The sequence below is a fragment of the Terrirubrum flagellatum genome, from assembly GCF_022059845.1.
GTDB lineage: Bacteria > Pseudomonadota > Alphaproteobacteria > Rhizobiales > Beijerinckiaceae > Terrirubrum > Terrirubrum flagellatum.
Genome location: NZ_CP091851.1, coordinates 1,640,506 through 1,658,561, shown reverse-complemented (window position 1 = coordinate 1,658,561; position 18,056 = coordinate 1,640,506). Strand labels below are relative to the sequence as shown.

The 18,056-nt window shown below is 64.9% G+C and carries 17 protein-coding genes and 1 tRNA gene; 10 read left to right on the top strand and 8 right to left on the bottom strand.

Annotated features, from left to right (window positions below; genetic code table 11):
- The first annotated feature begins 29 nt into the window (after window positions 1-29).
- The 4 genes from cuyB to L8F45_RS08070 are packed head-to-tail and all read left to right on the top strand — an operon-like array spanning window position 30 to window position 4,132.
- A complete protein-coding gene (cuyB, locus tag L8F45_RS08085) occupies window positions 30-797 on the top strand; it encodes a cysteate racemase (protein WP_342362360.1) in 768 nt (255 codons plus the stop codon).
- 7 nt (window positions 798-804) lie between these two features.
- Window positions 805-1,740, top strand: coding sequence for a LysR substrate-binding domain-containing protein (locus L8F45_RS08080; protein WP_342362359.1), 936 nt, complete (start codon window positions 805-807; stop codon window positions 1,738-1,740).
- Window positions 1,737-3,062, top strand: a complete 1,326-nt coding sequence (locus L8F45_RS08075) for an aspartate aminotransferase family protein (RefSeq protein ID WP_342362358.1) — start codon at window positions 1,737-1,739, stop codon at window positions 3,060-3,062. Before L8F45_RS08080 ends, L8F45_RS08075 begins: the two co-directional genes overlap by 4 nt.
- A 35-nt stretch (window positions 3,063-3,097) precedes the next feature.
- Window positions 3,098-4,132: an amino acid ABC transporter substrate-binding protein gene (locus L8F45_RS08070; RefSeq protein ID WP_342362357.1), complete on the top strand. Its 1,035-nt coding sequence runs from the start codon at window positions 3,098-3,100 to the stop codon at window positions 4,130-4,132.
- 39 nt (window positions 4,133-4,171) lie between these two features.
- Here the strand turns inward: L8F45_RS08070 and L8F45_RS08065 are convergent, their stop codons facing one another.
- The 4 genes from L8F45_RS08065 to L8F45_RS08050 all read right to left on the bottom strand — a co-directional run bounded on the left by L8F45_RS08065 (window position 4,172) and on the right by L8F45_RS08050 (window position 8,579).
- Window positions 4,172-5,308, bottom strand: a complete 1,137-nt coding sequence (locus L8F45_RS08065; protein WP_342362356.1) for an alpha/beta hydrolase — start codon at window positions 5,306-5,308, stop codon at window positions 4,172-4,174.
- 75 nt (window positions 5,309-5,383) lie between these two features.
- Window positions 5,384-5,782 (bottom strand): VOC family protein, encoded by a 399-nt coding sequence (locus L8F45_RS08060; RefSeq protein ID WP_342362355.1) that lies wholly within the window; start codon window positions 5,780-5,782, stop codon window positions 5,384-5,386.
- Window positions 5,783-5,850: 68 nt separating this feature from the next.
- Window positions 5,851-6,702: a class I SAM-dependent methyltransferase gene (locus L8F45_RS08055; protein WP_342362354.1), complete on the bottom strand. Its 852-nt coding sequence runs from the start codon at window positions 6,700-6,702 to the stop codon at window positions 5,851-5,853.
- 428 nt (window positions 6,703-7,130) lie between these two features.
- Entirely contained in the window at window positions 7,131-8,579 is a 1,449-nt protein-coding gene (locus tag L8F45_RS08050) for an NAD-dependent succinate-semialdehyde dehydrogenase (RefSeq protein WP_342362353.1), read from the bottom strand.
- A gap of 226 nt (window positions 8,580-8,805) precedes the next feature.
- Between L8F45_RS08050 and L8F45_RS08045 the strand changes: the two genes are divergently transcribed.
- Window positions 8,806-10,311, top strand: coding sequence for an SGNH/GDSL hydrolase family protein (locus L8F45_RS08045; RefSeq protein ID WP_342362352.1), 1,506 nt, complete (start codon window positions 8,806-8,808; stop codon window positions 10,309-10,311).
- A gap of 63 nt (window positions 10,312-10,374) precedes the next feature.
- Entirely contained in the window at window positions 10,375-11,007 is a 633-nt protein-coding gene (locus L8F45_RS08040) for a TetR/AcrR family transcriptional regulator (protein WP_342362351.1), read from the top strand.
- A gap of 173 nt (window positions 11,008-11,180) precedes the next feature.
- On the opposite strand, the gene L8F45_RS08035 is transcribed toward L8F45_RS08040, so the two are convergent.
- Window positions 11,181-12,617 (bottom strand): hypothetical protein, encoded by a 1,437-nt coding sequence (locus L8F45_RS08035; RefSeq protein WP_342362350.1) that lies wholly within the window; start codon window positions 12,615-12,617, stop codon window positions 11,181-11,183.
- A 321-nt stretch (window positions 12,618-12,938) separates the two neighbouring features.
- On the opposite strand from L8F45_RS08035, the gene L8F45_RS08030 reads away from it, so the two are divergent.
- Both L8F45_RS08030 and L8F45_RS08025 read left to right on the top strand, forming a co-directional pair.
- Complete coding sequence (locus tag L8F45_RS08030; RefSeq protein WP_342362349.1) at window positions 12,939-13,466, top strand: DUF2852 domain-containing protein; 528 nt, start codon at window positions 12,939-12,941, stop codon at window positions 13,464-13,466.
- A gap of 151 nt (window positions 13,467-13,617) precedes the next feature.
- Entirely contained in the window at window positions 13,618-13,833 is a 216-nt protein-coding gene (locus L8F45_RS08025) for a CsbD family protein (protein ID WP_342362348.1), read from the top strand.
- Window positions 13,834-13,911: 78 nt separating this feature from the next.
- On the opposite strand, the gene L8F45_RS08020 is transcribed toward L8F45_RS08025, so the two are convergent.
- From L8F45_RS08020 to L8F45_RS08010, 3 genes are all read right to left on the bottom strand, one after another.
- Complete coding sequence (locus L8F45_RS08020) at window positions 13,912-15,489, bottom strand: DEAD/DEAH box helicase (RefSeq protein ID WP_342362347.1); 1,578 nt, start codon at window positions 15,487-15,489, stop codon at window positions 13,912-13,914.
- A 261-nt stretch (window positions 15,490-15,750) separates the two neighbouring features.
- Window positions 15,751-16,125 carry a DUF6481 family protein gene (locus L8F45_RS08015; RefSeq protein WP_342362346.1) on the bottom strand — a complete coding sequence of 125 codons (375 nt, stop codon included), beginning with the start codon at window positions 16,123-16,125 and terminating at the stop codon, window positions 15,751-15,753.
- A gap of 251 nt (window positions 16,126-16,376) precedes the next feature.
- On the bottom strand, window positions 16,377-16,817 hold the full coding sequence (locus L8F45_RS08010; RefSeq protein ID WP_342362345.1) for a hypothetical protein: 441 nt from the start codon (window positions 16,815-16,817) through the stop codon (window positions 16,377-16,379).
- 380 nt (window positions 16,818-17,197) lie between these two features.
- Here L8F45_RS08010 and L8F45_RS08005 point away from each other — a divergent pair, with 380 nt between their 5' ends.
- On the top strand, window positions 17,198-17,881 hold the full coding sequence (locus L8F45_RS08005; protein ID WP_342362344.1) for an HAD family hydrolase: 684 nt from the start codon (window positions 17,198-17,200) through the stop codon (window positions 17,879-17,881).
- Window positions 17,882-17,960: 79 nt separating this feature from the next.
- Window positions 17,961-18,035 (top strand) — tRNA-Val (locus tag L8F45_RS08000).
- Window positions 18,036-18,056: the final 21 nt, after the last annotated feature.

The window sequence follows — 18,056 nt, the reverse complement described above, 5'->3', positions numbered from 1 at the left end:
TCGCCGTCTCTGCATCATGCAATCCCTGCATGATGCAGAATTTGCATTGGCTCGGAGCGGCCCGCTCGGCCAGTCTTGGCGCCATGACGGGCGTTCCCAGACGAGGACTGATCGGCGTGCTGGGCGGCATGGGGCCGCTGGCGACGGTCGATTTCATGGCCAAGGTCGCGCGGCTGACGCCGGCCGAGCGCGATCAGGACCATGTGCCCATGATCGTCCATCATGTGCCGCAGATTCCGGACCGCAGCGCCGCCATCGTCGCCAATGATGACGGGCCATTCCTGCCGCTGGCGGCCGGACTTCGCCTGCTCGCGGGCGCCGGCGCCGAAGCGATCGTCATTCCCTGCAACACCGCCCATCACTGGTTCGACCGTTTGGCGAACCTGACCGCCGTCGAGATGATCCATATCGCCGACGCCGTGGCGGACGAGATCGCGCGGCGTCCGCGTCGCGACATTATGCTGCTTGCGACCTCGGGCGCGGTCGCCGCGCGCATCTATCAGGACCGCATCCCGCCAGACGTCGCTGATGTCCGCGCGCCTGACGCGGCGACGCAGGAGAAAATCGACGCGGTGATCCGCCTCGTCAAAGCCGGCGCGATCGATGAAGCGCGCATCGCAGCCGACGCCGCGCTCGAACATCTCGCAGACAGCGACGATGATTTCCTGCTCGCCTGCACCGAGCTGCCGCTCGCTCTCGCCGGAAGCCGCTGGCAGGCGCGCTTGATCGACGCCACCGATGCGCTGGCGCGGGCCTGCGTCGCGCGCTCGCTCGACGCCGCCGCGCGTCTCAACTGAGCCCGACATGGACGTCCGCTGGATGCAGGATTTTCTGGCGGTCGCCGAGAGCGGCAATTTCACCGCCGCCGCCGCCAGCCGCAACGTGTCGCAGGCGGCGTTCAGCCGCCGCATCCAGTCGCTCGAACATTGGGTCGGCGCGACCTTGATCGATCGCAGCGTGTTTCCGACGCGCCTTACTCCCGAGGGCGAACGCTTTCGCGAACACGCGGCCGAGATCGTGCGACAGATCGTCGATGCGCGCGCCGATCTCCAGGGCGAGTTGACGAGCCGGCGCGATCACATCCGCGTGGCGTTGCCGCACGCGCTCGCCACCGGACATTTCGCGACATGGTGGTCGGCCTGGGACGCGGGAAAACGCCTCTCCTGTCAGGCCATCCCCAGCAATGTGCATGACGCGGTGACCTCTTTCGTCGCCGGCGCCGCCGATCTCCTCATCTGCTATCACACGGCGTCGCAGCCGATCGATCTCAATCCCGATCAGTATGAGCGCGCGCCGCTCGGCGCCGAAGCATTGAGGCCCTGCGCCGCCATGAAGCTCGCATCGCGCATGCGCAACATCTGGCCGGGCTCGGCCGAACAGGCGCTGCCGCTGCTGATGTATTCGCGCGGCACCTATCTCGGCCGCATGGTCGATCTGCTCATCGACAACGCCAACCGGCCGTTGCGCGGCCAGCGCATGTTCGAAAGCGACATGTCCGACACGCTCTGCCGCATGGCGATTGCGGGCCATGGCGTCGCCTGGCTGCCCGATTGCATCGCTGAGCCGGAAATCGAGGCGGGGCGTCTTGGCGTCGTCGCCGACGATCCCTGGAATTTGACCCTGCACATCGTCGCCTATCGCGATCGTTCGCGCGCCAGTCCGGCCGTCGACCGGCTCTGGAGTCGCATCACGCGCGCGCCAGCCGCGAGCGCCGAGACAAGGAAAGGAAAAAGCGGATGACCCATCTTCTTCATCGCACGATCGGACGCCCCTACCCCGTCGCCGCGACCGCGAGCGGCCTCACGATCACCGATCGCGACGGAAAAACCTATATCGACGGCTCCGGCGGCGCGGCCGTCTCCTGTCTCGGCCATGGCCATCCCGACGTGCTCGCGGCGATGCGTCGCCAGATCGACAGCCTCGACTACGCCCACACCGGCTTCTTCACGACCGAAGTCGCGGAAGAGCTCGCCGATCATCTCGTCGCGCATGCGCCAAAGGGCATGACTCATGTCTATCTCGTGTCAGGAGGATCGGAGGCGATCGAAACGTCGCTGAAGCTTGCGCGGCAATATTTCGTCGAGAAGGGCGAGAAAGCGCGCAAACATTTCATCGCGCGGCGCCAGAGCTATCACGGCAACACGCTCGGCGCGCTCGCCGTCGGCGGCAACGCGTGGCGGCGCGAGCAGTTCGCGCCGCTGCTCATTCCAACGCACCATGTCTCGCCCTGTTACGAATATCGCGACCGCGCTGCAGACGAGACGCCGGAGCAATATGGCGAGCGGCTGGCGCAGGAGCTCGAAGCGAAGATCACGGAGCTCGGCCCCGAGACAGTGATCGCCTTCGTCGCGGAAACTATCGTCGGCGCGACGGCAGGCGCCGTGACGCCGGTTCCTGGTTATTTCCGGCGCGTGCGCGAGGTCTGCGACCGCCATGGCGTGCTGCTGATCCTTGACGAGGTCATGTGCGGCATGGGCCGCACGGGAACGCTGCACGCGTGCGAGCAGGAAGGCGTGTCGCCCGATTTGATGACGATCGCGAAGGGCCTTGGCGGCGGCTTCGCGCCGATCGGCGGCGTGCTGATCGGCGAGAAGATATTCCGCGCCTTCGAGCAGGGCTCGAAGATGTTCCAGCATGGGCACACCTATCTCGCACACCCCCTCTCCTGCGCCGCCGCGCTCGCGGTGCAGCAGGTGATCCAGCGCGACAGGTTGCTCGACAACGTCGTCGCCATGGGCGCGCGGCTGCGGCAGCGCCTCAACGAGCGCTTCGGCAATCATCACCATGTCGGCGACATCAGGGGCCGCGGCCTCTTCATGGGCGTCGAATTCGTCGCCGACCGCAGCACGAAGGCGCCGTTCGATCCCGCGCGGAAGCTCGACGCGCGCGTCAAGGACGAGGCGATGGCGCGTGGCCTCATGGTCTATCCCATGGGCGGAACGAGCGATGGCGTCAGGGGCGATCATGTGCTCGTCGCGCCGCCCTTCATCACCGACGCCGCCACGATCGACACGATTGTCGAACGGCTTGGCGACGCGGTCGATGCGGCGATAGCCGCGTAAACAAACAACAGGTTCAAAACAAAGAGGGGAAAATCATGCGCATTACATCGACAAGACGAAAATTGTTCGCGCTCGCTACGCTCGCAGGCGCGGCGTTGTCATTCACAGCGCCCACGAAAGCCGGCATGCTCGACATCATCAAGCAGCGCGGCCAGCTCGTCTGCGGCGTGCATCTCGGCCTGCCCGGCTTCGGCTACGCCGACGACAAGGGCGTCTGGCGCGGCCTCGACATCGATTATTGCCGCGCCATCTCGGCCGCGATCTTCAATGATCCCACCAAGATCATCTTCAAGCCGACGGCGCCGAAGGATCGCTTCATCGTCGTGCAGGCTGGCGAGGTCGACATCCTCGCGCGCAACGCCACCTACACCCTGTCGCGCGACACTTCGCTTGGCATGAACTGGCCGGCGATCAACTTCTTCGACGGCCAGGGCTTCATAGTGCGCAAGTCGCTCAACCTGAAGAGCGCGAAGGAGCTGAATGGCGCGTCCGTCTGCGTCGCGCAGGGCACCACGACGGAAATGAATCTCGCCGATTTCGCCCGCTCGAACGGCATCAAGATCGAGACTATCGCCTACGCCACCAACGAGGAAGGCGTGAAGGCGTTCGAGTCAGGCCGCTGCGACTCCTTCACGACAGACACGTCAGGCCTCGCCGCCGAGCGGCTGAAATTCGCCAAGCCCGACGATTTCGTCGTGCTGCCCGATGTGATCTCGAAGGAGCCGCTGGGGCCGGCCGTGCGCCATGGCGACGAGCAATGGACCGACATCGTGCGCTGGGTTCACTACGCCATGCTCAACGCCGAGGAATATGGCGTGACGCAGGCCAATGTCGACGAAATGCTGAAATCGACCAACCCGGAAATCCGCCGCCTGCTTGGCGTCGAAGGCAAGTTCGGCGAAGGCATGGGGCTGACCAACGATTGGGCCTATCGCATCATCAAGCATGTCGGCAATTACGGCGAAGCGTTCGAGCGCAATGTCGGGCCGGCTTCGCCATTGAAGATCCAGCGCGGCATGAACGCGCTCTACACCAAGGGCGGCCTGCAATACGCCTATCCGATCCGCTGATCGCGGCCGGCGCGCCGTCGCGGATCAACTGCGGCGGCGCTATTTGTTCTCCAGCGATTTGCTGGTGACGTCGAGCACATAGATGCCGGGCGCGAGATCGCCCGGCGGCGGGCCGCCCTCGCCTGCGCCTCCCATCAGCAATTTCGCCAGCACGGGAACCGACGAAACATAGCGGTCGTGGTTGACGCTGCTCTGCGCAGGCGCCGACGTCACGTCGATCAGACGCACGCCGAATTTCTTCACCGCTTCGGCGACGCGCGGCTCGTTGATCGCGGCAAGCCCGACCCTGTCGACATTGCCGCCAATGCGCCTGGAGAAAGCGAGCGCTCCATCGTCCTGCGCCGTCAGCAGCGTGATGGGATGGTGGAGCTTGCCGATCGCCGCGAGTTGCGTCTGGAACAGTTCGACGTCGATATCGGCGGCCGCGAGGATCACGTCGTTAAGCTTGGGCAGTTGCCGGCCGCGAATGCGGCTCTGGCGCAGCGCCTCGATGGCAAGCCAGCTTCCGAGACTGTGAGCGGCCAGCGTCACGCTGCGCACATGCGGCAGGCGTTCGACATCGCCGAGCAGTTTCTCGAGATAGTCGCGGGAATAGGCGGCGCTGTCGCGATCCGCGACATAGCCTGTGAGCTCGCCTTTCGACGGCCAGGCGAACAGCACCGAGACGACTGACACGCCGCGATCATGGTCAAGCTGCGCCACGCGAAACAGCGCCTCCGCAAATCCCGTATTGTAGCCATGGACGAAAATCATCGCCTGGCCGCCTTTCGCCGCCGCCGCCCGATCCACCGCGGCAAGGAAACTCTTCTCGTCGAAATTCGAGCGGTCGATCGCAGCGAAAGACGTTTTCGCATCGGCCGGCGTCGCTGACGGCCATTCGATCGCGGCCGGCGTGTGGTTCGGCGGGATCGATATCTTGTAGCGGCCGAAATTGAGGCCGGGCGCGCGCATCGACGTGAAAGCCTCGCCGTCGGCCGCGCGCGCCCGCGTCGTCGCCACGAACACGTCGGCGGTCGAAGCTTCAGGCGCCGCGTTCACGATCGCCAGCGCGCCGCTGTCTGGCCGCGAGATACAGCCGGCGGCGGCGAGACACGCGAATATCGCCACGGCCCGCAACAACAAAGCCGGCTTGCAAATTCGATCGCGCTGTCGCGCGAAATCTCCTGCGGCGCCCATGCGCCTCCCCGTCCCTGCGACGGGCGAAATAGGCGCTCGCGGACGCCTCGCTGTCAACGTGTCGTGGGCGACGCCTCAGGGGCCGGAGACGGCGTCGTTGATTTCGATCCAGTGGCCGTCCGGGTCCTGAAAATAGGTCTGTCGGACGCCATCGGCGCGGACATGCACGCCGCCGGGCTTTCGCGCGAGATCGATATGGACGACGCCATGCTCGGCGAGTCGCGCGAGAAACTCATCGAAGCGCTTCGTCGCCAGCGCGAAATGCGTCGAGAACTGGCGCTCGCGCGCAACCTGTTCGCCGCCGATCAGATGGATCGAGCGCAGCCCGTCGAGATCGAACCAGCGGATGTGCGATCGGCCAACGCGGTTCGGAATCTCGGTCAGGCCGAGCACGCGCGCATAGAATTCGGCGCTGCGATCGACGTCCGCGACGTAGATCGAATTGTGGTGAAGCGTGAAAAAGCTCTCGGTCATGGCCGCTCCCGTTTCCCCCGCCCGAGACTTTCACGCCACGGGCAGGGTCGCAACCAAGAGCGCCGCAATCAGTGCGGCACGAAGCGGGGATGGCCGGCAATGCCCTCGAACTGATAGCGCGGCGGATGATACTGCGCTTCCGCCGTGAACGGGCCAACGAATTGCGCGTCGACCAACTCCTTCGCCACGAAGAAGCTGTTGACGCCGTGCCAGTCGCAGCCGACGAGCGTCATGCCGCGATCTTCGCCGATGCGCTCAAGCGCCTTCAGGCTCGCGCCGAAGCGATTGCTCTTGTCCCACATGCGGGTCGCGTCATAGCGCTCTTCATAACAGAGGCTCGGCGGATAGGACGCGTTATATTCGATGCAGGCGACGCGATAGCGGAACGACCGGATCGCGCGCCAGACGTGATGGGTGTTGTAGTCGACGTCGACCGAGAGGAAATCGATCTCTTCGGGGACGCCCGCGTCGCGCATGAGCTGCTCGACATTGTCGCGGTCGATCATCGCATGCACGACGGTCAGATCGCCGGCCGCGATCTCGGCCGCGAAGCGCTTCTGGATGCGCCTGACGAGCGCGGGATCGCCCTCCATCCACACGCCGCGCCAACCCGTTTCAAGCAGCAGGCGCGTGTTGTTCTCAAGCCCGTCGCCAACGCCGATCTCGACGAAGAAGCGATCCTTCGTTCCAATGCGCCGGAAGATTTCCTGGATGATGCCGTCCTCGAAATTCTGGCTGTAGACCTGTCCCGACAGGCGGCAAAGATGACGAGGATCGGCGTAGCGCGCGTCCGACGCCATCGAAAGCTCGCGCGACAATTGCCCGAGCTGCTGCCGGATCAGGCGCAGGTCGCGCGGGAACCGGAAATAGCGCAGCGCTTTCGAAGAAGCGTCATGCAGCTGGCTGATGAAGTTGGACATGGCGGTCCTCAGGCGATGAAGGGGGCGCAGCGCCGATTGATAAAATTTGAATGAATTTGGAACGGGGTCGGTGAAAGTCCGGCTCGCGCCATGCGCGCGAAAGTGGGCGCCTCGCGCGAAATCAGGCGCGGTCTCGCGCTCCTTTCGCGCCAATAAGCCTTTTGCCGGCACAATCTATCCCGCTTCGTTGAGCAACGTCGCGCCGTCTTGAAGATCGGACTTACGAACCATCGCCGTGTGTCGCATCCGCCGGCTTGAAAACCGGCTGGGGAAGCCCCGCGCCTGTCCGCGTGCGCTTGGCCAATGGTTAACAAAATGTGCAGATGCGGGACGAAGTCAAGCGCTCACGAGCGCGCGAAACACAACAACGGCGCTGATATCGCGCCGTTGTTTCAGGATGGGACAGAACTGTCAGAAAATGACGCGGCTCAGGCGTCGAGGCCGCCGAGCAGCATATATTTCATCTCGACGAATTCATCCATGCCGTGCTTCGAGCCTTCGCGGCCGAGGCCCGATTCCTTCACGCCGCCGAACGGCGCGACCTCGGTGCCGAGGATCGGCGCATTGATTCCAACCATGCCATATTCGAGCGCTTCGGCGACGCGAAACGCGCGGCCGAGATCCCTGGTGTAGAAATAGCTCGCGAGGCCGTACTGCGTCGCGTTCGCCATCTCGACGACTTCGTTCTCCTCCTTGAATTTGTAGACCGCGGCGACGGGACCAAACACCTCTTCGCGCGTGATCAGCATCTTCGTCGTCACGCCCGAGAGAACCGTAGGTTCATAGAAGGTGCGGCCGAGCGCATGGCGATGGCCGCCGACGACGAGTTTCGCGCCGTTCGCGACCGCGTCAGCGACATGCCGCTCCACCTTCTCGACAGCCTTCGCGTTGATCAGCGGCCCCTGCGCGACGCCGACCTCGGCGCCATTGCCGACCTTCATCTTGATCACTTCCGACGCGAATTTCTCGACGAAGCGATCATGGATTCCTTCCTGCACATAGAGACGGTTCGTGCAGACGCAGGTCTGACCCATGTTGCGATATTTCGCGATGATCGCGCCTTCGACCGCCTTGTCGAGATCGGCGTCGTCGAAGACGATGAAGGGCGCGTTGCCTCCGAGCTCGAGCCCGACCTTCTTCACCGTCGACGCGGCCTGCTGCATCAGCAGCTTGCCGACCGGCGTCGAGCCGGTGAAGCCGATGAAACGCACGGCCGGATGCGAGGTCATCACGCCGCCGATCGCAGCGGCGTCGCCGGTGACGATGTTGAGCACGCCCTTCGGCAGGCCGGCGCGCTCGGCGAGTTCGGCGAGCGCGAGCGCGGTCAGCGGCGTATCCGGCGCAGGCTTGACGACGAAGGCGCAGCCGGCGGCGAGACCCGGCGAGCACTTGCGCGTGATCATCGCGGCCGGAAAATTCCACGGCGTGATCGCGGCGCAAACGCCGATCGCCTGCTTCTGCACGATGATGCGCGAGCCGGGAAATGGCGACGGGATCGTCTCGCCATAGATGCGCTTGGCTTCCTCGGCGTAGAATTCGACGAAGGAGGCGGCGTAGGCGACTTCGCCGCGCGATTCCGACAGCGGCTTGCCCTGCTCGGCCGTCATGATCTGGGCGATGTCTTCCTGGTTCGCCATGATCAGATCGAACCATTTGCGCAGGACGATCGAGCGCTCCTTCGCGGTCTTGCGCGACCAGAGCCTGAACGCCTTCTCCGCGGCTTCGACCGCCTTCGTGGTCTCGTCGGCGCCGAAGCGCGGGACTTTTGCGAGAATCTCCCCCGTGGCGGGATTGTCGATGGGGTCGACGCCCTCGCCGATCCAGGCGCCATCGACATAGCATTGCGATTTGAGAAGCGAGGCGTCCTTGAGCTGCATGGAATTCTCCGTGGGTTGGCGCCCGTTTATCACGCTCCCGCTGAGGCTCGAAACCCCGCCCTGCCGCGACGCCGTAGCGCAAAATGCTGCAATCGCCCGCCCGAACGCCGCACAATGGTGTGGCGTCGCAGTTTTGCGCCCCGCCTCGCAAAGGCCGCCCGCCTTTCCCGCCGCCGGCCGTCACGCTACGACTGGGCATTGCCGCCTGAAGCCATTGCAGACCATCATGCGCGCTTTGCCGTCCCGCCTGATCATCGCCGGGTTCGCGATGACTCTCTCGTCCCTGGGCTCCGCCTCCGGCCAGACTTTCGACTGGGAAATGCGCCACAGGTTCCGGCTCATCATCAACGAGCAGGACCATGACCGGCTGCTCGCCGGCCTCTTCAGCAAGAACCTTCACGCGAACGTGCTGGCCGATATCTTCGGCGTCCGCCGCAACGACGCGGCTCAGCAGGCGAGTTTCAGCGTCGCGACCGCCTGGGACCAGAGCGCGGCGCAGTATCGCAGCGCCTGGTTCCACGATCAGGCGCGACGCATCCGGGTGCGCGTGCGCGGAACGAAAGCCGCCGATCTCTGCGAATATCAGAAGGATGGCGGCGCGATCCTGGAGCGGAAATGCGGCGACTGGCTCGATCTCGACGCAAGGCTCGGATCATCCGCGATCAAGTGGCGGATCAGGAACAAGCCCGACTGGACCGACGCGAATATCGAGGCGCGCGACGTCAAGATCGCATCGCTCGGCGATTCCTACTCGTCAGGCGAAGGCAATCCGCACTCGCTGTTCAGCGTTTTCTCGGAACAGTTCGGCGTCGGAGCCGCCGCGCGATGGAAAGACGAACGCTGCCATCGTTCGCTGATTTCGGGGCCGGCCATCGGCGCCATGCGGCTTGCGCTCGCCGATCCTCATGCGTCCGTGACCTTCGTCAGCTTCGCCTGCTCCGGCGCGGAGGTCGATGACGGAATCCTCAGCCGCTATTTCGGCCGCGAGTCCGTGTTTCAGGTCGGGCGCCGCTACGAGGACGCGCATCGCTCGCCGCCGACGGTGTTTCAGGAGACGAAATTGCAGACGCAGCTTTCGCGACTGCAGGCGCTTCTCTGCAAGGACCAGCCGGCCTGCGCCGCGCGCGAAACGCTCGACGCGCTGATCGTCGGCACCGGCGGCAATGAAGTGGGCTTCGGCGCAATCGTGCGCCTCGCCTATGCCGGCCAGATCGATCGCACCCGGGCCGCCGTGCGCAGAAGGATCGATGAGGAGTTCCGCCGCCTCAAGCCGCAATTCGCGGAGCTCGCGCAGAAAATCACGGAGCTTGCGCCGCGGCGCACGCTGTTGATGACCTATCTCGATCCGACCAAGAACGAAGCGGGCCAACCCTGCCGGACGACGGTCGCCCATCCCGGCCTCAATCCCTTGCTCGAACTGTTCGGCGTCGGCGCAATCAGCGCGTCAGAATCCGATTTCGCCGCCAAGGAGGTGCTGTTCCGGCTGGAGGATTTCCACCGCAGCGTCGCGAAGGAACATGGCTGGGCGTTTGTCGGCGACTTCTCGCGACGCCACGGCTTCTGCACGCAGAGTTCCTTTTTCCGAAGCTTCAACGAGGCGGGCGCCCTCCAAGGCTATCTGCCGCGCGACGACGCGGCTGGCGTGAAGTTCCCCTTCCCCACGGGAGTGATGCATCCCAATCTCTATGGCCATCTGCATGTCAGCGGCCGCATCTATGACGCTCTGAAATAGCCCAGCGCGGACGCGGCGGCGCACGCGGTTGGTAAGTTAACGCCCGCCGGTGTATGTCGCGGCATGCGATGGCGTGAGCAGACCGAGAAGCGCGGCTACCACCACGGCAACCTGCGCGAGGCGCTGGTCGCCGCCGCGCTCGACTTGATCTCCAGCAAGGGGCCTGCCGGCTTCACATTCGCGGAGGCGGCGCGTCAGGCCGGCGTCAGCGCCGCGGCGCCTTACCGTCACTTCCGCGATCGCGACACGTTGATCGCCGACGTGGCGCGGCGCGGCTTCGATCTCTTCGCCGAGCGCCTCGCCGGCGCCTGGAACGAGGGCAAGCCGTCCGCCTTCGAAGCGCTGATGAGGCTTTGCCGCGCCTATCTCGAATTCGCCGGCAATGAGCCGGCCTATTACGCCGCCATGTTCGAGGCCGGCCTGCCGCTCGAAAGCCACGCTGATTGCCGCGAGGCGTCGGAGCGCGCTTTCAACGTGCTGCGATCCGCATGCGATGTGATCGCCGCCGCAATTCCGCAGGGCTCACGGCCGCCGCCCATGATGATGGCGCTGCATGTCTGGTCGATGTCGCACGGCGTTGCGAGCCTGTTCGCCCGCGGCGACGCCGCCAGACGGCCCCTGCCGATGCCGCCGGAGCAACTGCTGGAGGCCGGCGTGATGATCTATCTCGACGGATTGGGCGCGCGCCGGTCGTAAAGCTCATGCGAATGGCGCCGGCTTGCCGCCGGCGCCATCGCCCCCTAGAGCATGGCGCGAAAAAGTGGAAACCGGTTTTTCGCCGAAGCCATGCTCTAATCTTTGAAATCGATCACGTTTCCGCACTTTGATTGAGTCAATCAAAGTGCGGCGTGATCTGTCGCCAGAATGGCTCAAGCCGCGACGGGCGCCGATCCCGGTCCCTGACTTTGGCCGCTGCGGGCGGATTTCAGCGCCTGCTGAAGCTGCGCGCGCTCCTTGCGGTCGGCTTCGAGCGCGCCTTCGGCCAGCGCCTTCAACACCTTCTCGCGCTCGAAATTCTCGGTCAGCGCCTTGATGGCCTCGTCGGCGCGTTCGCGATCGGCGTTGAAGCGCTCGCTCTCCACGACGATGCGCGCCTGCAGGGATTCGATCTGCTGCTGCAGCTTGTTGCGGTCCGCCTCCTTCTCGCGCAGCGCGTGGATCAGCGGCTTCATGCGGCGCACCACCTTCGAACGCGAATGGCCGAGTTCGCCGATGCGGTCCGAAAGCGCCTTCGAGGCCGCCTCCAGCGCCTGCTGCTGCTGCTCCATGGTGGCGACGCGGGCGAGCGCCTCCTGCGTGCGGCGCTCTTCCTGGCGCAGTTCGTCGACTTTCGTCTGCAATTCCGCGCGGCTTTCGCCGAGCAGACGCTCATTCACCTCGGCGCGCGTCTTCAGCGCCTCAAGCTGGGTCTGCAAGGCGGCCGTATCGCTGGTATGGGTGTCGGTCGCCTGCTGCCAAAGCGTGCGCATCCGCGCATGCTCGTCCTGGAACTTGGCGGCCTCCGCCTGGCTGGCGGAGAGGTCGCGCAGCGCGTTGTCCCAGGCGATATTGGCGTCGTCGAGATCGGTCTTGTGCCGCGCCGCGGTCTGCTGCGCTTCGCCAAGAGCAAGTTCAAGCGACAGGTTGTTTTGCTCGATCAATGCGAGCCGATCACGCCCGGCGCTCAGCTCTGACTGCAATGTCGAGATCAGCGCGTCCGAATCATGCACGCTCTTCTGCGCCGTCTGCAGTTCGCTGACGAGATAGGCGAGCCGCGCCTCCATCTCCTGCTTCTGCACATCGTGAACGGCGAGCTTGGCCGAGGCTTCCAGCGCCTCGTTCTCGTAGGTCTCGATGCGCGCATCGGCGCTGCTGACGATCTCGCGCAGCCGTTCGAGTTCGAGCTGGAACAGCTCGTTGTCGGACTTGTGCGCCTCATTCTCGTCGTGAACCGCCTGGAAACGCGCCTTGAGTTCGGCATGCGCGTCGCGCTCGATCGCAAAGATCGCGTTGCGCTGCATGAGTTCCGACTTGGTGTGCTCGAGCTCCGTCATCAGCGCGTCGACCTGCGCGAACACCTCGGCGACTTCCTCGCGCACCGACATGAACTGATTGATCTTCGTCGTGATGTCGATGCAGCGATTGCGGATCACTTCGTTGGCGCGGCCGACGCCGTCGAGTTCATCGGCGGAGGGCTGCGGCGCTTCGATGGCGGGCTGTTCCGCAACGATGGAAAGCGGCGGCTCGCCGACTTCCCCAACGGGGACCATGGGGCGCATCGCACCGACAGCGGCGAGCGCGGTCGCCTTTCCGATGAGGCTGAACATCTCTGTCCTCATTTCTGCGCAATCCGACAAATATGATCGTTACGCTTTAACCGCCCCGATCAGACGCTCCGGTCAGCGGCGGGTTCTTATAGCTGGCGAAGTTGCAAGCGAGCTTCAATCTTTAGAGATAATTAACCCTAAGAACGAGGCTTAACGCGGCGCGACCTCGCCGCGCGCGTCGCCCCGAACAGCGTGACGGCGACCGGCCGGCGAATCAATCCGTCCAAATGGCGACGTTGCCAAATCTTCATCCAATCGCCCTTGACCGTCACAGAAGCTGGCTCTATGTAAATGTTATTAACATTGACATCGAGGGATCGAATGTCTGACTTCTCGTCCACTGCGAACGGCTACGGCCCGCGGTTCGATCATTACGCTCCGCGACCGGATCACTTCTTCGGCAGGGCGGCGTGGATCGCGCTGATCGTCCTCGCCTTCATCGTGTTCTGGCCGCTCGGCCTTGCCCTGCTCATCATCACCCTAAGGAGAGGACCCATGTCATGCGGATACGGGCGCCATGGCGCCTGGAATGAAGACCGTCGCGCCCATTGGGAGCGCAAGATGCAGCGCATCCAGGAGAAAATGGCGCGCTGGGGCGGCCCCGGCGGCGGCTTCAGGTCGCGTGGCTTCGCGCCGACCGGCAATCGCGCCTTCGATGAATATCGCGACCAGATGATGCAGCGTCTGGAGGACGAGGCGAAGGAATTCCAGGATTTCCTGTCGCGTCTCCGCGCAGCCCGCGACAAGCAGGAATTCGATCAGTACATGGCCGATCGCCAGCGGCGGAATGACGCCCCTCCTCCGGGATCGCAGGAGCCGCCGCAGCAGCCTTCGCCGCCGACGAATTGAACAAAGCCGCAGCCGACGCATTCAACGCAAAGGCCGGGGGAGAAATCTCCCGGCCTTTGTCTTTTGACGTTGCAGCGGCGAAGGAACTTCTGCGGCGCCGCTCCGTTTGTCGATTGCTGATCTTTTTCAATTCACTCCACAGGAGCGCGTGATGGGAAGCACCACCGACAAGATCAAGGGCATGGCCAACCAAGCCGCCGGCAAGGCGAAGGAAGGCGTCGGCAAGGCGATCGACGACAAGCAGATGCAGGCCGAAGGCGCAGCCCAGCAGATGAAGGGCCAGGGCCAGGAGGCGCTTGGCAAAGCCAAGGACGCGGTGAAGGACGCCGCGAACAAGGCGACTGACACGATCAATCGCAAGCTCTGACGCTTGCTGCGATCGACGAAATGAAAAGACCGGCTGCAAAGCCGGTCTTTTTGCTTTTGAGTTGAGTTTGACGAGCGTTCAGCGACCGCGACGACGCGGAGCCGCGTCGCCCGAGCGTTTCTCACGGAAATCGCCGTCACGCCATTTCGGGCCGGCTTGAGCCGGTCGCGTATCGGAACGCCCGCGCGTCTCCGCGCTCCTCACCTTGTGCGACTCATGCGAGCGGCGCGCATCATGCGGGCGGGCGTCATGAGCGCGCGCCTCGTGAGAGCGCCCTTCGGACGAACGCATACGATCGCCATTCGCCGCGCGATCATCGCGACGGCTTTCATTGCGCCCATGCGGGCGCGAATCCTGGCGCGCATCGCCGTGGCTCCGGCGCGCATCCCCATCGTGTTCGGGCCGACGCGACGGACCCGACGGGCGTCCTCGCCCGCGTCCGCGCTCATCGCGGCCGCCGCGACGCGACTCGCCTTCTTCGCGCGCGGGCGAGGTTGCGCCTGCGCCAGAGGGCTTCTTGAGATCGAGGCCCGGGATGACCATGACCGGAATCGGACGCTTGATCAGGCGCTCGACGGCGCGCAGCTTGTCGCGCTCCGAAGAGTCGCACAGCGTGATCGCAACGCCTTCCTTGCCGGCGCGCGCCGTGCGGCCGATGCGATGGACGTAAGCTTCCGGCTCGTCGGGCAGTTCGGCGTTCACGACATGCGACACGTCGGCGACGTCGATGCCGCGCGCGGCGATGTCGGTCGCGACAAGGATCTTGATCTCGCCGGACTTGAATCCCGCCAGCGCGCGCTGGCGCGCGCCCTGGCTCTTGTTGCCATGGATGACGTCGACCTTGCAGCCGAAGTCGTCGAGATAGGTGGTCAGCCGGTTCGCGCCATGTTTCGTGCGGGCGAACACGATCGCGCGCGTCACGTCGGCGGATGAGAGCAGATGCAGCAGCGCTTCGCGCTTCGCATTCTGCGGAAGATGGACGAGGTGCTGGACGATGCGATCGACGGGCACCACCTCGGTGCGGACCTCGACGCGCGCGGGATCGCGCAGGAGGCCGCCGGCGATCTCGTCGATCGTCTGCGGCATGGTCGCGGAAAAGAGCATCGACTGACGCTCTTTCGGCAGCAGCGGCAGGATGCGCTTGATGTCGCGGATGAAGCCCATGTCGAGCATGCGATCGGCTTCATCGAGCACGAAATAGCGCGTCGCCGAAAGCGTCACGCACTTCTGCTTGATGAGATCGACGAGGCGGCCCGGCGTCGCGACAAGGATGTCGACGCCGCGCTGAAGTGTCGCAATCTGCGGATTGATGCTGACGCCGCCGAAGATCGCGGCGTGCGAGAAATGCTGGCCCTTGGCGAGCGTGCGGATCGTCTCGTGGATCTGGATCGCGAGTTCCCGCGTCGGCGCGAGAATCAACGCGCGCGCCGTCCTGGGCTCGGCCTTTGAGCCAAGAGACCGCAGCGCCTGCAGGATGGGCAACACGAAAGCTGCGGTCTTGCCGGTGCCGGTCTGGGCGAGGCCGAGCAGGTCGCGGCCCTGCAACAGGAAGGGAATCGCCTGCGCCTGGATCGGCGTCGGCGTCACAAAGCCCGCGCTATCAAGAGCGCGAGCGAGCGGAGCGGCGAGGCCGAGCTCCGCGAACGAGGATGTCATTGAGTCTTTCCTAAATGTCCGCACTCCGGGCGGACGTCATGAGGGCGTCGGGTTCGACTGCGCCCTTCTCGATCTTTTGGCGGAATGCGGCCGATCCCGGGGACCGGCGCAAAGGGCGCTGACCAAAAGTAAAGCGCCGCGCTTCATTGTGCGGCGCAACATCTATGACGATTCAAGCGGCCTACGTCAACTGCACGCGCCAAACGTCGATAGAATCTTGGAAATTCTGGCGCCGGACCAACGGTCCGGCGCGTCTGCGCCTCAGCGACGGCCTTTTCCGGCCGCGCGCATCGCGGCGTACATGGCCGCCTGACGGATGCTGTCGGCAGGACGGGCCGCCAAAGCTGCAGCCTCCTCGGCCTTGCGACGCTCTTCGGCGGCGATCATTTCGGCGAGACGCACGGCCTCGGCGGCCGCCTTCTCCGCGGCTTCCTTCTCGGCCTTGGCGCGGCGCGCGGCTTCCTTTTCGGCCTCGCGCTGCTTGCGGGCCTCGACAATCGCCTGCCGCTCCGCGCGGCGCGCGAGCACCGCGGGATCCTCACTGTTGAGACTGGCCTTGAATTTCTCTAGCTGCGCTTTCCTGGCCTCGGCGGCGGAATTGCGACGGTCTGTGAATCCGTTGTCTGTGTAACTCATTCTTCCCTGTGGGTTCGAAGCTGGTGGCGGCGCTTGCGGCGCGCTGCGATCACGTCAACAAACAGGATGATCGTGACGGGCGTATAACCGAAGGGCGCGCCGCCTGCCAATACGCCATATGGGGCGGAAAAGACTGTGGGACAAGCGCTGGACGCAGATCAGCCCGGCCGCGGGCTTCGCCGCCCGCGAAATCGGCGACAGCAACCGGCGCCTTGGAAGCGGGCGGCGCGCGGCGCCTGGCGCGAGGGCCGTCAGTTTTTCCGAGACGCCGCGCCTTGCGCGGAAGCGATATTCGCCGCCGCATCGGCCGGCGTCGTCTGGCTCTGCTGAATGGGCGCGGCTTTCGCCGGCGGCGTGCAGACCACGCGCTCGTCGAAGACGTAACAGACGCTGATCTCGCCGGAGCGCTGGTTGACGCGAAAAATACCGCCTTCGCGCTGGTGATGGGAGGCGACGAGGCTGTAGTCGCCGCCAGCCTGAACGCCTGCGCCCTCGCCGGCCCCGTAGCACAGCGTGACGCCGATCGAACCTTCCCTGAGGCCATATTGACAGGCCGTCACTTCGCCGGAAAACCGGTCAACGCGATAGATGCGGTTGAGATCCGTCTGCGGAGCCGGCGTGAATTCATATTGCGCGGCCTGGGCGGCGGAGGCGGCTGCTGTCGCCGCGAGGATGAGAGCGAGTCGGCGCATGGCGGTTGGCCCCGAATGGCGCATATGCGTCGACCCATGGGACTATCTTAGGGTTGACGAAGCCTTAAGGCCGGCGGCCCCATAAGGGCAGAAATCGGGGGAAAGCCGGCTATGGGTGTGCGCTCATATTCCGAAGGCTCAGCGCGCGAGTCGAAAAGCGTTCAGGGCGGGTTTCGCGGCCGAAGGCCGTGGTTATCCCACGGTCGAGGACGCGAGACCCGATCATGGGCGCTTTTCGCCGCGCCCTTTGGGTTCGCTGAAGGGCCGCCGATCGCGGCGGACACGTCGCTCGATGGTGGACAACACCATCTTCGCGCCGTCTCCTTGCCCTCGACAGCCCTTGAGCGAACGCTGAGCCCTCCGAATATGAGCGCACACCCATGACCCAACCGACCATTGTCTTCGACCTCGACGGCACGCTGGCGGATAGCGCGCGCGACCTCGTCGCCACGCTGAACGTCGTGCTCGCCATGGATGGGCTTCCGCCGACGCGGTTCGAGCAGGCGCGCGACCTGATCGGCGCCGGCGCCCGGCCGCTGATCGAGCGCGGCTTCGCGCTGCATGGCCGGACGGTCGCGCCGGCGCGGCTCGATGAGCTCTACGCAGCGTTCCTCGACCACTATCACGCCAACATCGCCAACGAGACCGTGCTGTTCGAAGGCGTGCGGACCGCGCTCGACGAATTCGTCGCCGATGGCTGGATCATGGCGGTTTGCACCAACAAGATCGAGGCGCATGCGCGGACGCTCTTGAAGGCGCTGGGCGTCGACACGCTCTTCGCCGCGATCTCGGGCAAGGACACCTTCGCCTGGTTCAAGCCCGATCCGCGCCATCTCCTGTCGACGATCGAGGCGGCCGGCGGCTCGCCGAATTCCGCGGTCATGGTCGGCGATTCCCAGACAGACATCGACACGGCGCGCGCGGCGCGCATCCCCTGCGTCGCGGTCAGCTTCGGCTACACCCAGATTCCCGTTCACGACCTCGGACCAGACGTCGTCATCGACCATTTCCGGGATCTGTGGGCCGCGACCAGACCTTACGCGCCGCGCCGTCTGATGGCTTGAGGGCCACGCACCCGACAGGGTCATCCGCGCTTGTTCCTTGACGCGGTCGCCGCGGCTCGCCTATGAGCCACGCGGCGATGGGCGCGTAGCTCAGCGGCAGAGCACTCCCTTCACACGGGAGGGGTCACAGGTTCAATCCCTGTCGCGCCCACCATCCAGCCCGACAAAATCCGGA